Genomic DNA, 19,693 nt, shown 5'->3' on the forward strand with positions numbered 1-19,693 from the left:
AAAACATAAAAACACTATGCGAAATTTATATACAACCCAGAATTTGATAATTTAGATGCTTTAGAGAAATAAAATAAACCACAGATTCGTAAATTAAAATGTAAAGAATAATTTGAATCGACATAATCAATATACGTATTCAAATAAAAACCAACACTAAAAAAAATCTGCGAATCTGCGGTGAAAACATAAAAACACTATGCGAAATTTATATACAACCCAGAATTTGATAATTTAGATGCTTTAGAGAAATAAAATAAACCACAGATTCGTAAATTAAAATGTAAAGAATAATTTGAATCGACATAATCAATATACGTATTCAAATAAAAACCAACACTAAAAAAAATCTGCGAATCTGCGGTGAAAACATAAAAACACTATGCGAAATTTATATACTTACATATTCATTTTTTTTCTTGGATTTTCAGCACAAGCACAAGATTTGCTTTCGCTTGATGATGCGGTTAAAATTGCTTTGGAAAACAATTACGATATTAAAATCGCAAAAAACAATTCCAAAATTGATGCTACCAATAACAATTTAGCCAATGCTGGAATGTTGCCTTCGTTGAATGCGAATTTTACCAATAATAACAGTCAATTAAATACCACGCAAACGCAAGCTGATGGTTCCGAAAGAAAACTAGATAATGCTAAAAACTTGAGCTTAACCTATGGTGTTGGTTTAGATTGGACAATTTTCGATGGTTTAAGTATGTTTGCCCGAAAAGAGCAATTAAACGTTTTAGAACAACAAGGAAAAGCCGAATTACAAACTGCCATTTTAACGCGAATTAGCGATGTATATACCACCTATTTCGATTTGATACAACAACAACAAGTTTTAGCTTCGATTGATACGGCGATTGCAATTTCAAACCAACGTTTAACAACCGCTCAAAATCGTTTTAGCATTGGAAAAGCTTCAAAATTAGAAGTTTTAAATGCACAAGTAGATTTGAATAGCGATTTAAGTTTGCAATTAAGACAAATAGAACTCATCAAAATCAGTAAAATTAGATTGAACGAATTATTAGTTCGCGATATTCAAACCGATTTTAAAGTGGCTAACAAAGTTACTTTCGAACAAAACTTAGATTTCAACGAATTAAAAGCAACAGCCGAAAAACAAAATCCGCAATTGCAAGCGCAAATTTTGTCAAAAAAAGTAGCCGATTTGAATTTAAAACAAGTCAAAGGGAATCGTTATCCAACGGTTAGAATTACTTCAGGTTATAATTTCACGCGTTCGGAAGCTTCTTTGGGATTCATTACGCAATCTTCTGGACAAGGTTTTGTGTATGGAGTTACTGCAACTGTGCCTATTTTTAATGGATTTCTTCAAAACAGAAACGAAAAAGTAGCGAAATATCAAGTGGAGAATGCAGGATTCCTTTTAGAACAACAAAAATTATCACTAACTTCACAATTATCGTCTTTATTTGCGAGTTATCAAACCAATTTAGAGTTGGCAAAAGTGGAAGAAAAAAACTTAGAAATCGCCAAACAAAACTTAGATATTACGTTAGCGAAATTCAAAATTGGAACCATTACCACTATCGAATTTAGAACGGCTCAGCAAAACTTTGTAGAAGCTTCAGTTCGTTATTCAAATGCACAATATGTAACCAAACTTTCAGAAATTAACTTAAAAGAATTAGCCGGCACTTTACAATTAAATTAATATATTTAAACTTTTTACTTCTCACTTTTTACTTTTTACTTAAAAATGGTTCAATACAACCCAAAAGACTGGATTACTTTTATTTTTCGTTTTCACGAATCGGACACCTTTCGTCAACTAATTCCGATGATGATTTTCATTGGATTTTATGCCTACGGAATTGCCTATTTAGAAATAGAATATTGGAAACTTTCCGAAACCAGTCATGTAAACAACCTAAATATAATGCACACCACCGTAGGTTTTGTGTTGTCGTTATTATTGGCTTACCGAACCAACACCGCTTACGACCGTTGGTGGGAAGGAAGAAAACAATGGGGTTCATTAGTAAACAATAGTCGAAATTTAGCTTTAAAACTTTCCGCTTATTTGTCTGATGAAAATGATAGAAATTTCTACAGAAAAGTGATTCCAGCTTATGCTTCGGTGCTTTCAAAACATTTATTGAATGAAGATGTTAGTAAAATGTTATTTGATGGTTTGGATTTGGAAATCGATCACCACAAACACCGCCCGAATCAAGTGGCAAAAATGTTGTTTCAAAAAGCAAATGATTTGTATAAATCGGGTAAAATTACGGGTGACCAATTTTACATCATCAATTCAGAATTACAATCGTTTACCGATATTTGTGGCGCTTGCGAACGCATTAAAAACACGCCTATTCCCTACTCATATAGTTCATTTATCAAAAAATTCATCTTCTTTTTTGTGATGACCTTGCCTTTCGGATTTGTTTTTAGTTTGGGTTACTATGTAATTCCGGTAGTGATTTTCATCTTTTATGTGTTAGCGAGTTTAGAATTAATCGCCGAAGAAATCGAAGACCCATTTGGCAACGACGCCAACGATTTACCCATGACAAAAATAGCTTCCAATATTAAGAAACACGTGGAAGAGATTTTGTAAGGTTTGGAGGAAATTTGGTATATTTGAGATAAATAAATTTCATTTTAAATAATTACAATGAATGATAAAGAAACTGAAAGGCTTTTAAAAAATTACAGTAACGCTCGAAAAAGTTGGGAAGGTTGGTGTTATTTAAGCAATATTGATTTAAAAGAAAATAATTCTGATATTAAAGTTTTTGTTGATAATAATGAACTCCTATATCATTGTAGATACCTATTATTAAAAGACTTACATATAGAACTTTACAAAATAATAAAAGACAAAGAATCTACTTCAAGAGATAACATTTTTAAATTGCTAAGAAATAAAAATAATGAACAAGCAAAGCTCTTACTAGAAAGTCTTGATAATTTTAAAGCTGAACTAAATTCACTCACTAATATTAGAGATAAATTTTACGCTCATTTAGATGAAAACTATAAAGATTTTTTAGATTCATTTAGTATCGAAGATTATTATAAAACATTTGAATTCATTGAATCTGCAATAATCATATTAGGAAAAGAAAAAGAACTATTAGAAAGTTTAAAATTTATTCCATCAAGAGATGAATTTAAAATTAAAATAAGTTAACCATGAAAAACCTATTCCGTACAACGCTCCTACTCTTCACCATAGCTTTATTCACAAGCTGTAAACAAGAAACCGTAGCTACTCAAAACGAGTATTTTGCACAATCTTCTGATAGCATTCAAAATGGTGGTGTAAAAGTCATTCCCATTACAACTCCAAAAGGCACTTTTAATGTTTGGACAAAGCGTATTGGGAACAATCCAAAAATTAAAGTATTGCTTTTAAATGGCGGTCCAGGTGCTACGCACGAATATTTTGAATGTTTTGAAAACTTCTTACCAGCAGAAGGCATCGAGTTCATTTATTACGACCAATTAGGTTGTGGAAATGCCGATAATCCTAACGATACTTCTATGTGGGATTTACCGAGATATGTGGAAGAAGTGGAACAAGTTCGTAAAGCATTAAACTTAGACAACACCAATTTCTATTTGTTAGGTCATTCTTGGGGCGGTATTTTGGCAATGGAATACAGCTTAAAATATCAAAACAATATGAAAGGCTTAATCATTTCGAACATGATGGCAAGTTGCCCTGAATATGACCAATATGCCAATGAAGTATTAAGCAAACAAATGAATCCAGAAGTTTTGGCTGAATTGATGAAAATAGAAGCCAATAACGACTTTTCCAATCCAAGATATATGGAATTATTACTTCCTAATTTCTATGAAAAACACATTCTTCGTTTCCCAGCAAAAGATTGGCCAGAACCGGTAAATCGTTCTTTTGCTAAGATGAATCAGTCGCTTTATGTAACCATGCAAGGTCCGAGTGAATTTGGAATCTCTGGAAAATTAGAAAAATGGGATAGAAAAGCTGATTTAAAAAATGTAAAAATCCCAACCTTAGTAATCGGAGCAAAACACGATACGATGGATCCAAAACACATGGAAGAAATTTCGAAAATCTTACCAAATGGTTCGTATTTATTCTGTCCAAAAGGAAGTCACATGGCGTTTTATGATGATCAAAAAACGTATTTTAACGGATTAATATCGTTTTTGAAAAAATAAATCAAAAGCAACTCTTAGTAGTTGCTTTTTTTTGTATCTTAGTTTTTCTATTTGAAATTTTAGAATGGCAAACAAAGCGTTACTTTTTACTCCTGCTTTAACTCACGAAAAGTCGTTAAAAACTTTGGTGGAAAATCGGACCATTTTCTCTTTAGATCATTGCGAATTGAATATTTTTGAAACCTATCAAAAATCCGATTTAGTTCCGTTGAAATTCAATGATTTGGTGGTTACAAGTATGTTGCGTGGAAAAAAAGTAATGCATTTATTTGAAGACCCAAGTTTTGAATATTTACCCGGCGAAACCGTAATTGTGCCTTCCAATGCCGAAATGAAAATCGATTTTCCTGAAGCTTCAAAAGACAATCCTACGCAGTGTATTGCTTTGGCCATCGATAATCAGATTATTACGAATACCTTGGATTTTTTAAACGAAAAATATCCAAAAGAAGGAAAAAGTAATTTGTGGAAATTAGACCATGAAAACTATTTTTTTTATAACAATGTAGAATTAGCTGGAACCATCAACAAGTTGATTAAAGAATGTATGGGCGATTCATTAACTAAAGACGCTCTTGCCGATTTAACGCTTCAAGAATTGATTATCCGAATCATTCAAACACAAACCACCAAACGTTTTGAAAATAAAACATTCCTAGATAGCAATAGTCCGATTACACCAGCGATTGAATATATCAAAAGCAACATTCGAGAAACGATAAATTTGAAAGATTTGAGCGATAAAGCGTGTATGAGCACCACTTCATTTTATCGTTATTTCAAAAGAGAATTAGGCATGAGCCCGATTGAATTCATTCTAAACGAAAAGATAAAATACGCCAAAAAACTACTGAGCAATCCCAACATTCAAGTCAACGAAGTTTCGTATGCAACAGGTTTTGAAGATTGCAATTACTTTATAAGATTGTTCAAAAAATACGAAGGGGTTACACCAAAACAATATCAGTTGATGAATTATAATGGGTAAAATAGTGATTAGTGAAGAGTAATTAGTGAATAGCATTACTCATTTAATCGAACTTCTTCTAAGTTATCCGCTTCTTCTTCGGTAAATAATCTGTAATTTACTTTGAATGTTTTTCCGTAAGGGGTTTCTAATGAAAATCCGCCTGCTCCTATTCCATCGGTTACATCAAGTGTAAAATGTGCATGTTTCCAATATTCGAATAAATCTTTGTCTACCCAAAATTCAAATCCTTGTATAGTTCCGATACAAACATCGCCATAACGCAAATAAAATCCACCTTTTTCAAAACATTGTGGCTGCGTTCCTTCACAACAACCGCCTGCTTGATAAAACATCAAATCACCAAACTTATCCGATAGCATTTTGATTAATTCTATTGCTTTTTCGGTTGCTTCTAATCGTTTTATTTTTTCCATAGTTTACAAATAAAAAAAGTCGCGAGTTCAAAATAACATCAATCATGAATCGCGACTTAAAATTAAAAATTATCTACTAAAAGAAACCTAATTTGTTTTTGTTATAAGAAATCAACATGTTTTTTGTTTGACGATAATGGTCTAACATCATTTTGTGGTTTTCTCTACCAATTCCTGATTGTTTGTAACCTCCAAATGGTGCTCCAGCTGGATAAGCATGATATTGGTTTACCCAAACACGTCCCGCTTGAATAGCTCTTGGAACTTGATATAATTCATGTGCATCACGAGTCCAAACGCCTGCTCCTAATCCGTACATGGTATCATTAGCAATTTCTAAAGCTTCCTCTGTAGTTTTAAAAGTGGTTACTGCTAAAACTGGTCCGAAAATCTCTTCTTGGAAAATACGCATTTTGTTGTGTCCTTTGAATAAAGTAGGTTGAATGTAATATCCTCCTTCTAAATCGCCACCTAAATGATTCACATCACCACCACATAACAATTCAGCACCTTCTTCTTTACCTAATTTAATGTACGAAAGAATTTTATCTTTTTGGATTTGTGAAGCTTGAGCACCCATCATAACTGTTGGATCTAAAGGATTTCCTGTTTTAATTGCTTTAACGCGTTCTAATACTCTTTCGATAAATTTATCATAAATCGATTCGTGAATCAACAATCTGGAAGGACACGTACAAACTTCTCCTTGATTTAGGGCAAAAAGAGCCACTCCTTCTAGAGCTTTATCTAAAAATTCATCATCTGCATCCATAACTGATGGGAAGAAAATATTTGGTGATTTTCCACCTAATTCTAACGTAACTGGAATAATATTTTCAGTTGCATATTGCATTACCATTCTACCTGTTGCAGTAGAACCTGTAAAGGCAGCTTTTGCAACTTTAGGATTGGTTACTAATGTTCTTCCTAACTCAGCACCAAATCCGTTAATAACATTCACTACACCAGCAGGAATTAAATCTCCAATTAGTTCCATTAACACCATAATTGAAATTGGTGTGCTTTCTGCCGGTTTCAACACTACGCAATTTCCTGCAGCTAAAGCTGGAGCCAATTTCCAAACGGCCATTAAAATTGGGAAGTTCCAAGGAATGATTTGAGCTATAACTCCTATTGGCTCATGAACAATGATAGAAACAGTGTCTTTATCTAATTCTGTAATAGAACCTTCCTCAGCACGAATTACACTAGCAAAATATCTAAAGTGGTCAATTGCTAACGGAATATCAGCTGCCATAGTTTCGCGAATAGCTTTACCGTTGTCTAAAGTTTCAACCGCAGCGATGTAATCCAAATTGGCTTCAATTCGATCTGCGATTTTATTCAACATAATACTTCTTTCTGTAGCCGAAGTTTGACTGAATGTTTTGAAAGCTTCGTCAGCTGCATTTACTGCCATTTCAATGTCTAATTTTGCTGAATGTGCTGCTTTCGACATTAATTTTCCATCTACTGGAGATAATACTTCGAAATACTGTCCAGTGGAAGGAGCAGCCCATTTTCCGTTGATATAATTATCGTACTTTTCTTTTAATTGGGGTCTTTGAACTAAATTACTCATAATTTTGATTTTAGGTTTGTTTCTCAAAATTAGTTTCAATTCTTATTTTAGAATAGCACAATTATTTCATTTAATAGCACAAAAATGATATTGACATAATTTTAACATCTAAAAATTACATTTCTATTAATTTTTAACTCAAATATTTATCAAATTAACAATTTAATCTTTCTAAACTTATCACCAAACTAGTGTTCAAAATTTCTAAATTCTAATTTCTAAATTCTAATTTTATAAAGTATCTTTGCCGTTTAAAATTCGATACAAAATGCGTATATCTTACAATTGGTTAAAACAGTTCATTAAAACCGATTTAAAATCTGAAGAAATTGCCGACATTCTTACCGACTTAGGTTTAGAAGTAGAAGGCGTTGACAAATACGAAAGTTTAAAAGGAGGTTTACAAGGTGTTGTGATTGGTCATGTACTTACATGCGAAAAACATCCTGATGCTGATAAACTAAAAATCACAACGGTTGATTTAGGTGATGGAAATGCGCCAGTTCAAATTGTTTGTGGTGCTCCAAACGTGGCGGCGGGACAAAAAGTTCCTGTGGCGACTATTGGAACTAAGTTATTTGATAAAGAAGGAAACGCATTCGAAATTAAAAAAGGGAAAATCCGCGGACAAGAAAGTCACGGAATGATTTGCGCTGAAGACGAATTAGGCTTAGGTGAAAGTCATGACGGAATTATGATTTTAAATGAAGATTTAAAACCAGGAACGCCAGCTTCAAAAGTATTCGAAATTGAAACAGACGAAGTGTTCGAAATTGGATTAACTCCAAACCGTGCTGATGCTATGTCTCACATGGGTGTGGCTCGTGATCTTCGTGCTGGTTTGTTACAAAAAGGAACTTCTTCTGAATTAATTACTCCATCGGTAAGTAAATTTAAAGTGGAGAAACGTACTTTAAAAATCGATGTTAAAGTTGAAAACGAAAAATTAGCTCCGAGATATTGTGGAGTTACGATTTCTGGAGTTACCGTGAAACCCTCTCCTAATTGGTTACAAAACCGTTTAAAAGCAATTGGTTTAACTCCAAAAAATAATATTGTTGACGTTACGAATTACGTTTTACACGAATTAGGTCAACCGTTACACGCTTTTGATGCGGCTCAAATTAAAGGAAACAAAGTAGTAGTAAAAACGGTTCCAGCTGGAACTAAATTTGTTACTTTAGATGATATCGAACGTACACTTCACGAAGAAGATTTAATGATTTGTGATGAAAGTGGTCCAATGTGTATTGCGGGAGTTTTCGGTGGAAAAACTTCGGGAGTTTCTGAAAAAACACAGGCTATTTTCTTAGAAAGTGCTTATTTTAATCCAGTTTCGGTGAGAAAAACGGCTAAAAGACACACATTGAGTACTGATGCTTCTTTCCGTTTTGAAAGAGGAATCGATCCAAGTATTACCGAATACGCTTTAAAACGTGCTGCTTTATTGATTCAAGAAGTAGCGGGTGGCGAAATTACTTCGGATATTATTGATATTTATCCTAAAAAGATTGAAGATTTCAGTGTGTTTATTCATTTCAATAAAGTGAATAAAATCATTGGAGAAGAAATCAAGCCTGAAACGATTAAGAAGATTTTAGCTTCATTAGACATCAAAGTTAACAGTATCACCGAAGCCGGTTTAGGATTAACAATTCCTTCTTATCGTGTAGATGTAACTCGAGAAATTGATGTTATCGAAGAAATTTTACGAGTTTATGGTTACAACAACATCAAAATTCCATCAAAAGTAAATGCTACAACTGCTTATTCTGCTAGAACGGAAGAATATAAAGTACAAAATGTCATTGCCAACCAACTGTGCTCGTTAGGTTTCAACGAAATGATGGCAAATTCATTAACAACGCCAGATTACGTAAAATTATCTGAAAACTTAAAAGAGGAATACAATGTAATGATGTTAAATCCGTTAAGTAGCGATTTATCAGCAATGCGTCAATCGTTATTATTTTCTGGATTAGAAGCGGTTTCTTTCAACATCAATAGAAAAAGAAGCGATTTAAAATTCTTCGAATTTGGAAAAAGTTACCACAAAATGCCAGGTGGTTATGATGAAAACAAACACTTAACATTGTTAGTAACTGGAAACAGACAAAACGAAAGTTGGACTAATCCACAATCAAAATCCGATTTCTTCTTGTTTAAAGGTTATATCAACACCATTTTAAGTCGTATAGGATTGGATAAAAAAGTAACTTCTTTACCGTTTGAAAATGATGTTTTCGCTGAAGGATTAGCGTTAGCCGTTGGAAAAGAAGTAATTGTAGAGTTTGGTACCGTTAAAAAATCAGTTATAAAATATTTTGATATCAAGCAAGAAGTGTTATACGCTGATTTTGCTTGGGATAAGATTCAGAAATACGTTTCTACGAAAATTAAATTTACCGATATTCCAAAATATCCAGAAGTTCGTAGAGATTTAGCCTTATTATTAGACGAAAACGTGAAATTCGAACAAATCTATAATATTGCGAAACAAACTGAAAAAGGCTTATTGAAAGATGTTAATCTATTTGACGTTTACCAAGGGAATAACTTGCCAAAAGGTAAAAAATCCTACGCCATAAGTTTCATTCTACAAGACGATTCAAAAACGCTAACCGATACTCAAATTGATAAAATTATGAGTAAGTTACAGGGTAATTTTGAAAGTCAGTTAGGAGCGAGCTTGAGATAGTGTTCAGTTTACAGTCGCAGTTTGCAGTCGCAGTTTGCAGTCTCAGTTTGCAGTCTCAGTTTACAGTCTCAGTTTACAGTCTCAGTTTACAGTCTCAGTTTACAGTATATAAAAACGCCTGATTCAAATGAATCAGGCGTTTTTATTGCAAATTCTCCTCAAAATTCACTATTTTTACCCCATGATAAAAGTCGTTTTAATCGGTTCAGGAAATGTGGCGCAACACTTAATTCAAGTGTTATTGCGAGCTAAAAATGTGGATTTGGCACAAGCGTTTGCTCGAAACCCAAGTCATTTATCACATTTACTTCCTACAACCAAAATCACAGCTGACTATCAAAAAATTACAGAAGCCGATTTGTACATAATTTCGGTTTCGGATAATGCTATTTCGGAAGTTTCTGCACAATTACCTTTTGAAAATCGTTTGGTGGTGCATACTTCGGGTTCGTCGGAACTTTCGATTTTGAATAATAAGAATCGAAAAGGTGTTTTTTATCCGCTTCAAACCTTTACGAAAGGAAAAGAAATCGACTTCACTCCTATTCCCATTTGTTTAGAAACTGAAAAGGAATCGGATTACCAACTTTTAGAAAAACTAGGAAATTGCATTTCCCAAAAAGTCGTTCGAATTAATTCTGAACAAAGAAAAAGTTTACACGTAGCCGCTGTTTTTGTTTGTAATTTTGTGAATCATTTGTACCATATTGGGAATGAAATTTGCGAAGAAAACAACGTTCCTTTTGAAGTATTGCATCCGTTAATTCAAGAAACGGCTCATAAAATCACGGAACTTTCGCCAAAAGAAGCACAAACGGGTCCGGCCTTGCGAAACGATACCAAAACCATCGAAAAACATTTAGATTTCTTAGAAAATCCCGAATATAAAAACTTATATCAATTACTTACACAATCGATACAACATGTCAAAAAGTTATAAAGAACTCATGAATCAAATTACCACTTTCATCTTCGATGTGGATGGAGTGTTAACCGATGGAAGTATTCACATAACACCAACAGGTGAAATGCTTCGCAACATGAACATTCGAGATGGTTATGCTATGAAAGCCGCTGTAGAAAATGGCTACACCGTTTGTATTATTTCGGGTGGAAGCAATGAAGGGGTTCGCGTTCGTTTACGAAATTTAGGAATTACTGATATTCACTTAGGCGTACCTAATAAAGTAGAAACCTTCAAAGAATTTACGGATATATACAATATCCAACCTGAAAATGTGTTATACATGGGAGATGATATTCCAGATTATCATGTAATGCAATTAGTAGGTTTACCAACGTGTCCGCAAAATGCAGTTCCAGAAATCAAAGGAATTTCCAAATACATTTCGCACGTAGAAGGCGGAAAAGGAGCCGTTCGTGATGTCATCGAACAAGTCATGAAAGTACAAGGCAAATGGATGGATCATTTTGATGCCAAGTTTGATTAAAAGTTGATTTTAACGCAAAGAGCGCAAAGATTTTTCGCAAAGGACGCAAAAAAATTAGTGATTGACATTGTGTGGCTTTGAGCTAAATAATTAACCATATAAGTCAAATAAGTAAAATTTAAGTTATATTTTACTTCAATTAAAGTTCATAAAAGATTTTTAAAATTTCTAAAATTTATTTAATCTGTGTTCCAAAAAACTTGAAACAAAAAACAAATATGAAATACTTAAAACTAATTCGATACCAAAATTTATTAATGCTTGCTTTCATGCAATTGGTGTTTCGTTATTTATTTTTAGCACAATCGTATGTAGACTTAGCCTTAACCGATTTTAATTATATTTTATTAGTGATAGCAACAGTTTGCATCGCTGCTGGCGGTTATGTCATCAATAATATTATGGATCAGGATACTGATGAAATTGCTAAACCTCAAAACCGTGTGGTGGGTGTTTCTATTTCGGAAACAGTAGCGTATAATTGGTACATTGGTTTGACGATTGTTGGTGTTGGAATTGGATTTTATTTATCGAATGTGATTTACAAACCTACTTTTGCTTCCATGTTTATTTTGGTGGCAACTTTACTATATATGTATGCTACTAGTTTCAAGCAAATTCCAGTTCTTGGAAATGTGGTAGTAGCCTTGATGCTTTCCACTAGTATTATCATCATTGGATTATTTGATATTTTACCAGCAATTGATGTGGATAATCGTTTCCGAATGAAAGAAGCTTTTGATATTTTAATGCATTATGCCATTTTTGCTTTTATCATCAATTTGATTCGTGAAATTGTTAAAGACATGGAAGATATGGATGGCGATTATCAATCAGGAATTAATTCCTTACCTATCGCTATTGGAGTTCAAAAAACGAAAATAATTGTGGGTGTTTTAACCGTAATTTCAATTGGAATTTTAGCCTATTATGTAAATTCTAATTTATTCGAATTGGATTACGTAGTATATTATACGATGATTTTAATCGTTGGTCCACTTATTTATTTCGGAGTGAAATTATTGAATGCCACAACGAAAAAAGAATTTCATCATTTGAGTTTGGTTTTGAAAATCATATTATTTTTTGGAATTTTATCAGTTGCTGTTATTGTTTTCAATTTAAAATTAGCCAATGCTTAAAGACAAACTCAATACAATCAACATTATTTTAGCTTCGGGTTCGCCAAGAAGACAGCAGTTTTTTAAGGAAATGGATTTGCATTACACCATTCGCCTAAAAGAAATTGAAGAAATCTATCCAGAACATTTACAAGCGGAAGAAATCACCAATTTCTTAGCCGAATTAAAAGCAAGTACTTTCGAAAACGAACTAAAAGAAAACGATGTTTTAATTACGAGTGACACAATTGTTTGGTTAAACGGTAAAGCTTTAGGGAAACCAAAAGATTATGACGACGCGTTTCAAATGTTACAACAATTAGCGAATCAAACGCACGAAGTGATTACATCTGTTTGCTTGAAATCTATTGAGAAAACGGAAGTTTTTCATTGTGTGACCAAAGTTACTTTTGCCAATTTATCTGATGAAGCAATCAAATATTATCTTGATAATTACCAACCTTTTGACAAAGCTGGAAGTTACGGAATTCAAGATTGGATTGGCTTAATCGGAATTTCAAAAATTGAAGGTTCTTATACAAATGTGGTAGGTTTACCAACCGAAATGTTATTTCAAAAATTGATGCAGTATGTTTGATTTAATTAAAAATCCGTATTTACATGAAGAAATTGCAACCCTAGTTGTATTATTTTTTTATATTATTTTACGAATTAGCATTGCTAAAGTTGTTAAGCGTTTTGCTCAATTAAATGAAGTTTTAGAACATCGTACAAATTTGATTATCAAATACATAAATTTGCTTCTTGTAATTTTAGCTTTGTTATCAATAACTATCATTTGGGGCGTTAAAAAAGATCAAATTTTACTTTTTATTTCTTCAGTTTTTGCGGTTGTGGGTGTGGCATCTTTTGCGCAATGGTCGATTTTAAGTAACATTACTGCTGGCATTATCATCTTTTTTTCTTATCCTTTTAAAATTGGTGATAAAATTAAAATTCATGATAAAGATTTTCCTATTGAAGGTGAGATAGACGATATTAAAGCTTTTTATATTGTATTAAGGACAATAGATGGCGAAATGATTACCTATCCAAACAATTTATTAATGCAAAAAGGTATTTCTGTTGTTACAAAATCTTTGGAAGAGAAAGAATTTTATGATTAAATATTTTAATGAAAAACTTAAAAGCATTTACAATTAAGTCATTGTAAATGCTTTTAAATATTAGTTTATTTAATTCATTATTTCCTTATTAATAATATCATACCATTTTTTTGCTATTCTAAATTCTTCTCCTATGATGAAATTTTTAGCATCAGCATGAAAGAAAACTAAATGAATTTCTTTGTGATTGTTTAATGATAAATGCAAAGCCAATTTATTAATTTCATGATTGTTTTTTGGTACATTTCCGTGTCTGTCAAATTGAACTAAAGAACATTTCTTAACTTCTTTCAAATCAACTACTTCATTGTCTTGAGTTTCTTCCTCTTTTCTGAAGTAAGCTAACATTTTGCCTTTTAGACCAATTCCTGAATTGTTTGACCAAAAATCGGTTTCTGAAAACTTAGCATTTTTATCTGATGATAATTCGTTTAACGTGTTTAATAATTGATTTTTTCTCTTTCTAATATTATTATTGATGATGAAAATAGGAATAATAATTAAGGAAAAGAATACGATTCCTATAAAAGTGTTGGTAATATCCATTTTGAATTTATTTTAAATTAAGTGTATAGTAAAACAACCCAAGTATACTATTTACAAGGGATTAACGAAGCTTAAAATAAATTTTACCAGAAATAATGAAATGGAAAAATAATTCTTGAAGTGTTTAAAAACAGACATAAAAGATTCTTTTTAATAAAGAAAACTTCAAAACTATTCCTATTAAATAACTCCAATTGAATTAAAGAAGTTGGTAATAAAAATGAAGGAATTTGTTTTCTGACACTTTCACTCGAATTCGAAAAATTATGATTCGTTTTTAGAGAAACTGATTCTTTTTGAATTCCATCTTGATTAAAATCGATCTTCCCTTGACTGAAATTTAAATAAATTTCCTTTGTAGATTCCTTTTTTACAGGTTGAGAAATTGACAAAGTTTCATCACTACGCAACAACAAATAACCGAATACAAAAACGGTTAAGATAGTTATGATATAATGAGCGACTCTTTTCAATGAAATTATTTTAGCAAATGTATGTATAAATTAACTACTTAACCAATTTTGCTACAATTTCAGAAACTGGTAAAATAGCTTTCGTATTTTCAATACTTGGACCAGCAACCCAAACGGTTTTGTAAGTTACTTGTGTTGCGGCTTTTTCAGTAGCTTTCATTCCGATGTAAAAACGAATCATTTTGACCCATTTTTTTAGGTTTTTATTTTTATTTAATAAAGTTTCTAACCACGTTTGTTTAGTTCCTACTTTTTGAACATAAGGCGTATTGATTACTGTACATGGTGTTCCCGAAATTCGTTCTGTCATTACGATATCTTTTGCACCATAATCTACACACGCTTGTTTGTATTCTTGAGAAACTCCAGATTCAATTGAAGCAATAAACGGACTTCCTACAGAAACACCAACCGCTCCATAACTTAGCATTTTTTCTAAATCGACCTTACTTCCTACTCCACCAGCTGAAATTACTGGTAAAGAAGTATTTTCATTTAAAGATTTTATTAATTCTTCCGGACTAATATTTCCTCTATGTCCACCAGCTTGATTATTTACTGCTACTAATGCATCAGCTCCTAAACTTTCTACTTTTTTTGCGAAAGCTAAATCAGTTACATCACAAAAAACTTTAATTCCAACTTTATGAGCTTCCTTGATAGTTTCTTCTGGTGAACCTAACGAAGTTAGAATGAAATCAACTTTTTCTTCACACAAAATACGTAATTGTTCTTTGTATTTAACGTTGGATTTGTTTACTATTAAATTAAATCCAAAACTTCCGCCTGGAACTTTAGCCGCTTTTAATTCGTGAATTGCGGATTTTAATTCTTCTAAAGTTCTGTAATTCAATGCTGGAATACAACCTGCTACTCCACTCTTCATTCCTTCAATAACCATTTTAGTATTTGAAACTAAAAACATAGGAGCCATAATTACAGGATGAGTAATTTGTAAAATCGAAGTCAAAGATTGTTTTTCCATATAAATTAAATTTAAAATCAAAATTACAAAAAAAGCAAATACTATGCATGCATAATAAAGTTAAAATGTAATTTTAAAAAAACTTATAGAATTTAATGTTAAAATTCTTAATAAAAACTTAATTGAGATACATAAAACAAAGAATTCAAATAAATTTGAATAAACTAACAAAAAAATGAAAAACAAACTAACATTATTGAGTAGTCTTTTAGTACTATTTCTATTTTCTTGTAGTGCAACACAAAACAAGAAGAAAACCACAAATGGTAATAAAACGGCAACTGTTGCTACAGATACAAAAAAACCAGAAGGCAAAAAAGAACCAAAACCTTACAAGAAAGTAATTGATTCTACCGCTGTTACTCAAAAAGGATTAGTTGATGTTCATAAGGTAGGTGATAAATATTTATTTGAAATTGCTGATTCTTTAATCGGCAAAGAAATCATGACGATAACTCGATATTCAAAAACACCTGCTGGTGGTGGTATATTTGGAGGTGAAGAAGTTAACAGACAAGTAATTAAGTTTGAAAAAGGATTAAACCACAACATTCTTGTACGCTCAGTAACTTATGTTATTACTACCCCAGATGAAGATAAGCCGATTACAAAAGCAGTTAAAAACTCTAGTGCCGATCCAATTATTGGAAATTATGAAGTATTAGCATACAAAAAAGATGTAAGTGGAAAAGAAAATGTAGGTTATGTTATCGATATGACATCGGCTTTTGATTCAGATTTACAAACTTTTTCCTTAGGTTCTATAGACAAACAATTACTTAAAATTCAAGCTTTTCAAAAAGACAGATCATTTATTCAAAGCATCAAAAGTTTTCCAATAAATACAGAAATTAGAACGGTTAAAACTTTTACTACCGTTCCAAGACAAATCTCTTTATCACCAACACCAAGAATTGGAACTGATTTGCCAGCAGGACTTGATGCAGGAGTTGTAACATTTGAGTTTAATACCTCAATGATATTATTACCACAAAAGCCAATGAGAAAAAGAGCTTTTGATAAGCGAGTTGGATATTTTGCTAATGATTATGATGTTTTTGAAGAAGATTCTCAAAAAGCTGATAAAGAAATTTTTGCTGTTAGATGGAGATTAGAACCTAAAAATGCGGAAGATGCAGAAAAACAAAAAAGAGGAGAATTAATCGAACCTAAAAAACCTATCGTTTATTATTTAGATCCTGCAACTCCAGACAAGTGGAAACCTTTCATTAAACAAGGTATCGACGACTGGCAAGAAGCATTTGAATTTGCTGGTTGGAAAAACGCAATTCGTGGGGAATATTGGCCAGAAAATAATCCTGAAATGAGCTTAGAAGATGCACGTTTTTCAGTGTTACGTTATTTTGCAGCAGATATTCAAAATGCTTATGGACCAAATGTTCACGACCCAAGAACAGGTGAAATTATGGAAAGTCACATTGGATGGTACCATAATATTATGAGTTTATTGCGCGATTGGTATTTAATTCAAACTGCGGCAGTTGATCCACAAGCTAGAAATAAAAAATTTGACGATAAATTAATGGGCGAATTAATTCGATTTGTAGCGGCTCATGAAGTAGGCCATACTTTAGGATTACGTCATAACATGGGAGCAAGTTTTGCAACTCCAGTAGAAAAATTAAGAGATCCTGAGTTCCAAAAGAAAAACGGTCACACCTCATCTATCATGGATTATGCTCGTTTTAACTATGTAGCGCAACCAGAAGATGGTGTAAAAGATTTATTCCCAAGAATTGGTGATTATGACAAATGGGCTATTAAATGGGGATATTCGTATTTTAATGATGCTAAAGACGAAGATACTGAAAAAGCATTATTGAATGAGATGACCAAAGACGCATACAAAAATCGTCGTTTGTGGTTTGGTACTGAAACAAATCCTTATGACCCACGCTATCAAACTGAAGATTTAGGGGATAATGCAATGAAAGCTTCTGTATATGGTATTAAAAACTTGAAAAGAATTTTACCTAACTTAATTGAATGGAGCAAAGAAGAAGGTGAAGATTATGATGAATTAAATGGTTTGTACAACTCGCTAACTGGTCAGTACAGACGTTATATGGGACATGTTACTAAAAACGTTGGTGGTATTTACGAAACTCCAAAAACATACGACATGCAAGGTGACAAATACGAAGTTGTTCCATCATCAATTCAAAATGAAGCTGTTGCTTTCTTAAATGAGCAATTATTTAAAACCCCAAAATGGTTATTAGATCAAAATATTTTATCTAAAATTAGACCAGAAAACGGCGTTGAAGTAATTAAGTCAATTCAAGACGGTACTTTATCAAGTTTATTGGCTGGAGATCGTTTGGTTCGATTATTAGAAACTTCTTCACAAAGCAAAGCAAATTATTCAGTTGATGAATTAATGAGCGATTTAAGAAAAGGTATTTTTTCTGAAGTAAGAACAAATGCACCAATTGATATTTACAGAAGAAATCTTCAAAAATTATATGTATCAAAATTAATTGAAACAATGTCAAGCGATAAAAACAATGTTGCTTTCTTCAATGGAAGAAGAATTGTTTTAGCGGATACCGATATCCCTTCAATTGCTCGTGGTCAATTAAATGAATTAAAAAATCAATTAAAATCAACTGCTGCAGCTTCTTCTGATCGATTGACTAAATTCCATTTAAATGATTTAGTTGCGAGAATTGAAAATGCTATGAAGCCAAAATAAAAATTGAATATTAAAAATAAAGGGGAAAGTTGTAAAGCTCTCCCCTTTTTAATTTTAATAATAAACAGAATTTATCTTTTCTTTTTTGTTCCTGAAGACTTCGGAGCACCTTTTATTTCATATTTACCTGTAGTTACATTGTAAACATAAATGCTGTTTTGAGTTTTCGTTTTTAGAGCAAAACTTCCATCAGCGTTCAACACAAATTCAAAACCTTCATTTCTATTTTTTTCAACATCATGAGAAGCGGTTTTGTTAGCATCTAAAAAAACCGTTTCCTTAATATGACTCGACTTTTGAGTATTTCCTAACAAAAGCGTTTTTGATTCAATATCCCAAAGTTGATCTTCTGTAACATTACCATTTTCTTTTTTTAGTTTGGTATCAATTTTAATTTCTTCTTGCCAGTTTACATGATAAAACTTTTTTCCTTGCGTTGAAAAACTTTTTACAACAAAACCAGTTGGTTTAAAATCCGTTTTTTCAAGTTTTTTTACTTCTAGTGTATCTACTTTATCTTCATTTTTGACAAAAAGAACTACTCGCTTTCCTGATTTATCAGAAATAACCTCAGCAGAAATGTTATCAACTTTCGTTAAAACAACATTTTTTGAAGCTGCTGCTTTTGCTTTTGTTTTTCCTTTTTGAGCGATTCCGATTGTTGATATTGATAAAATAAGAAGTAAAAATAGTTTTTTCATAATAGTAGGTTGTTAATTAGGTTACCAATATACAAAAAAATTAAAACGAACTATGTTAAATAAAAAAACCGAATCATTGCTGATTCGGTTTTATATTTATTTTCGATTTGAAAATTACTTCACTTCTTCGAAATCTACATCTTGCGTTTGATCTCCAGAAGCGTTTGCTTGAGGTTCTGCTTGTGCAGCTCCACCATCAGCTTGTGCTTTGTACATTTCTTCTGATGCATTTTTCCAAGCTTCATTGATTTTATCCAAAGCTGGTGTAATCGTTGCTACATCTTTAGTTTCGTAAGCTGCTTTTAATTCATTTAAAGCACTTTCGATAGCTCCTTTGTTAGCATCAGATAATTTATCTCCAAACTCTCCTAATTGTTTCTCTGTTTGGAAAATCATTGAATCCGCTTCGTTTAATTTATCTGCTTTTTCTTTTGCTAAACGATCTGCTTCAGCATTCATTTCAGCATCTTTTTTCATTTTCTCGATTTCTTCTGGAGTTAATCCTGAAGAAGCTTCGATACGAATATCATGTGATTTTCCTGTTCCTTTGTCTGTAGCAGAAACTTTGATGATACCATTCGCATCAATATCAAAAGTTACTTCAATTTGAGGAACGCCTCTTGGTGCTGGTGGAATACCATCTAAGTGGAAACGACCAATTGTTTTGTTATCATTTGCCATTGGTCTTTCTCCTTGTAAAA

Annotated in this window: 19 protein-coding genes; 12 read left to right on the plus strand and 7 right to left on the minus strand. The window is 32.2% G+C overall.

Annotation, left to right across the window (positions count from 1 at the left end):
- Positions 1–382 precede the first annotated feature (382 nt).
- The 5 genes from Q0075_RS02435 to Q0075_RS02455 all read left to right on the plus strand — a co-directional run bounded on the left by Q0075_RS02435 (position 383) and on the right by Q0075_RS02455 (position 5,176).
- Positions 383–1,687 carry a TolC family protein gene (locus tag Q0075_RS02435; RefSeq protein ID WP_297868135.1) on the plus strand — a complete coding sequence of 435 codons (1,305 nt, stop codon included), beginning with the start codon at positions 383–385 and terminating at the stop codon, positions 1,685–1,687.
- Positions 1,688–1,732: 45 nt separating this feature from the next.
- Positions 1,733–2,596: a bestrophin family ion channel gene (locus Q0075_RS02440; protein WP_297868136.1), complete on the plus strand. Its 864-nt coding sequence runs from the start codon at positions 1,733–1,735 to the stop codon at positions 2,594–2,596.
- Positions 2,597–2,653: 57 nt separating this feature from the next.
- Positions 2,654–3,172, plus strand: a complete 519-nt coding sequence (locus Q0075_RS02445; RefSeq protein ID WP_297868137.1) for a hypothetical protein — start codon at positions 2,654–2,656, stop codon at positions 3,170–3,172.
- 2 nt (positions 3,173–3,174) lie between these two features.
- Positions 3,175–4,188: a proline iminopeptidase-family hydrolase gene (locus tag Q0075_RS02450; RefSeq protein ID WP_297868138.1), complete on the plus strand. Its 1,014-nt coding sequence runs from the start codon at positions 3,175–3,177 to the stop codon at positions 4,186–4,188.
- 64 nt (positions 4,189–4,252) lie between these two features.
- On the plus strand, positions 4,253–5,176 hold the full coding sequence (locus Q0075_RS02455) for an AraC family transcriptional regulator (protein WP_297868139.1): 924 nt from the start codon (positions 4,253–4,255) through the stop codon (positions 5,174–5,176).
- A gap of 35 nt (positions 5,177–5,211) precedes the next feature.
- On the opposite strand, the gene Q0075_RS02460 is transcribed toward Q0075_RS02455, so the two are convergent.
- Both Q0075_RS02460 and Q0075_RS02465 read right to left on the minus strand, forming a co-directional pair.
- Positions 5,212–5,592 carry a DUF779 domain-containing protein gene (locus tag Q0075_RS02460; protein ID WP_297868140.1) on the minus strand — a complete coding sequence of 127 codons (381 nt, stop codon included), beginning with the start codon at positions 5,590–5,592 and terminating at the stop codon, positions 5,212–5,214.
- Between the two features lie 76 nt (positions 5,593–5,668).
- Entirely contained in the window at positions 5,669–7,174 is a 1,506-nt protein-coding gene (locus Q0075_RS02465; RefSeq protein ID WP_297868141.1) for an aldehyde dehydrogenase family protein, read from the minus strand.
- Positions 7,175–7,442: 268 nt separating this feature from the next.
- Here Q0075_RS02465 and pheT point away from each other — a divergent pair, with 268 nt between their 5' ends.
- The 6 genes from pheT (at position 7,443) to Q0075_RS02495 (ending at position 13,571) form a co-directional block, all read left to right on the plus strand.
- A complete protein-coding gene (gene pheT, locus Q0075_RS02470; protein WP_297868142.1) occupies positions 7,443–9,872 on the plus strand; it encodes a phenylalanine--tRNA ligase subunit beta in 2,430 nt (809 codons plus the stop codon).
- Between the two features lie 181 nt (positions 9,873–10,053).
- Positions 10,054–10,812, plus strand: a complete 759-nt coding sequence (locus Q0075_RS02475) for a DUF2520 domain-containing protein (protein WP_297868143.1) — start codon at positions 10,054–10,056, stop codon at positions 10,810–10,812.
- Positions 10,796–11,323: an HAD family hydrolase gene (locus Q0075_RS02480; RefSeq protein WP_297868144.1), complete on the plus strand. Its 528-nt coding sequence runs from the start codon at positions 10,796–10,798 to the stop codon at positions 11,321–11,323. The genes Q0075_RS02475 and Q0075_RS02480 overlap by 17 nt, the downstream gene beginning before the upstream one ends.
- Positions 11,324–11,541: 218 nt before the next feature.
- Positions 11,542–12,465 (plus strand): geranylgeranylglycerol-phosphate geranylgeranyltransferase, encoded by a 924-nt coding sequence (locus Q0075_RS02485; RefSeq protein WP_297868145.1) that lies wholly within the window; start codon positions 11,542–11,544, stop codon positions 12,463–12,465.
- A complete protein-coding gene (locus Q0075_RS02490; RefSeq protein ID WP_297868146.1) occupies positions 12,458–13,042 on the plus strand; it encodes a Maf-like protein in 585 nt (194 codons plus the stop codon). Before Q0075_RS02485 ends, Q0075_RS02490 begins: the two co-directional genes overlap by 8 nt.
- The gene (locus Q0075_RS02495) at positions 13,035–13,571 is read left to right on the plus strand and encodes a mechanosensitive ion channel domain-containing protein (protein WP_291107032.1); all 537 of its coding nucleotides are present in this window, start codon (positions 13,035–13,037) and stop codon (positions 13,569–13,571) included. Before Q0075_RS02490 ends, Q0075_RS02495 begins: the two co-directional genes overlap by 8 nt.
- Positions 13,572–13,640: 69 nt before the next feature.
- Here Q0075_RS02495 and Q0075_RS02500 read toward each other — a convergent pair whose 3' ends face one another.
- The 3 genes from Q0075_RS02500 to Q0075_RS02510 all read right to left on the minus strand — a co-directional run bounded on the left by Q0075_RS02500 (position 13,641) and on the right by Q0075_RS02510 (position 15,575).
- Positions 13,641–14,117, minus strand: coding sequence for a hypothetical protein (locus Q0075_RS02500; RefSeq protein WP_291107030.1), 477 nt, complete (start codon positions 14,115–14,117; stop codon positions 13,641–13,643).
- Between the two features lie 83 nt (positions 14,118–14,200).
- Positions 14,201–14,590, minus strand: a complete 390-nt coding sequence (locus Q0075_RS02505) for a hypothetical protein (RefSeq protein ID WP_291107028.1) — start codon at positions 14,588–14,590, stop codon at positions 14,201–14,203.
- A 34-nt stretch (positions 14,591–14,624) separates the two neighbouring features.
- Positions 14,625–15,575, minus strand: coding sequence for a nitronate monooxygenase (locus tag Q0075_RS02510; protein ID WP_297868147.1), 951 nt, complete (start codon positions 15,573–15,575; stop codon positions 14,625–14,627).
- Between the two features lie 175 nt (positions 15,576–15,750).
- Here Q0075_RS02510 and Q0075_RS02515 point away from each other — a divergent pair, with 175 nt between their 5' ends.
- The gene (locus tag Q0075_RS02515; protein WP_297868148.1) at positions 15,751–18,291 is read left to right on the plus strand and encodes a zinc-dependent metalloprotease; all 2,541 of its coding nucleotides are present in this window, start codon (positions 15,751–15,753) and stop codon (positions 18,289–18,291) included.
- Between the two features lie 71 nt (positions 18,292–18,362).
- Here the strand turns inward: Q0075_RS02515 and Q0075_RS02520 are convergent, their stop codons facing one another.
- Both Q0075_RS02520 and Q0075_RS02525 read right to left on the minus strand, forming a co-directional pair.
- On the minus strand, positions 18,363–18,992 hold the full coding sequence (locus tag Q0075_RS02520; protein WP_291107022.1) for a hypothetical protein: 630 nt from the start codon (positions 18,990–18,992) through the stop codon (positions 18,363–18,365).
- A gap of 114 nt (positions 18,993–19,106) precedes the next feature.
- On the minus strand, positions 19,107–19,693 hold a 587-nt coding region (locus Q0075_RS02525), incomplete at its 5' end, for an Hsp70 family protein (protein ID WP_297868149.1).

The sequence above is a fragment of the uncultured Flavobacterium sp. genome (assembly GCF_937967675.1).
In the GTDB taxonomy this organism is placed as follows: Bacteria; Bacteroidota; Bacteroidia; order Flavobacteriales; family Flavobacteriaceae; genus Flavobacterium.

Coding starts and splice junctions, on each gene's coding strand:
- Q0075_RS02450 (WP_297868138.1), top strand. CDS start 3,175: ATGAAAAACCTATTCCGTACAACGCTCCTACTCTTCACCATAGCTTTA.
- Q0075_RS02500 (WP_291107030.1), bottom strand. CDS start 14,117: ATGGATATTACCAACACTTTTATAGGAATCGTATTCTTTTCCTTAATT.
- Q0075_RS02440 (WP_297868136.1), top strand. CDS start 1,733: ATGGTTCAATACAACCCAAAAGACTGGATTACTTTTATTTTTCGTTTT.
- Q0075_RS02475 (WP_297868143.1), top strand. CDS start 10,054: ATGATAAAAGTCGTTTTAATCGGTTCAGGAAATGTGGCGCAACACTTA.
- Q0075_RS02490 (WP_297868146.1), top strand. CDS start 12,458: ATGCTTAAAGACAAACTCAATACAATCAACATTATTTTAGCTTCGGGT.
- Q0075_RS02520 (WP_291107022.1), bottom strand. CDS start 18,992: ATGAAAAAACTATTTTTACTTCTTATTTTATCAATATCAACAATCGGA.
- Q0075_RS02495 (WP_291107032.1), top strand. CDS start 13,035: ATGTTTGATTTAATTAAAAATCCGTATTTACATGAAGAAATTGCAACC.
- pheT (WP_297868142.1), top strand. CDS start 7,443: ATGCGTATATCTTACAATTGGTTAAAACAGTTCATTAAAACCGATTTA.
- Q0075_RS02485 (WP_297868145.1), top strand. CDS start 11,542: ATGAAATACTTAAAACTAATTCGATACCAAAATTTATTAATGCTTGCT.
- Q0075_RS02480 (WP_297868144.1), top strand. CDS start 10,796: ATGTCAAAAAGTTATAAAGAACTCATGAATCAAATTACCACTTTCATC.
- Q0075_RS02455 (WP_297868139.1), top strand. CDS start 4,253: ATGGCAAACAAAGCGTTACTTTTTACTCCTGCTTTAACTCACGAAAAG.
- Q0075_RS02510 (WP_297868147.1), bottom strand. CDS start 15,575: ATGGAAAAACAATCTTTGACTTCGATTTTACAAATTACTCATCCTGTA.
- Q0075_RS02515 (WP_297868148.1), top strand. CDS start 15,751: ATGAAAAACAAACTAACATTATTGAGTAGTCTTTTAGTACTATTTCTA.
- Q0075_RS02445 (WP_297868137.1), top strand. CDS start 2,654: ATGAATGATAAAGAAACTGAAAGGCTTTTAAAAAATTACAGTAACGCT.
- Q0075_RS02460 (WP_297868140.1), bottom strand. CDS start 5,592: ATGGAAAAAATAAAACGATTAGAAGCAACCGAAAAAGCAATAGAATTA.
- Q0075_RS02465 (WP_297868141.1), bottom strand. CDS start 7,174: ATGAGTAATTTAGTTCAAAGACCCCAATTAAAAGAAAAGTACGATAAT.
- Q0075_RS02435 (WP_297868135.1), top strand. CDS start 383: ATGCGAAATTTATATACTTACATATTCATTTTTTTTCTTGGATTTTCA.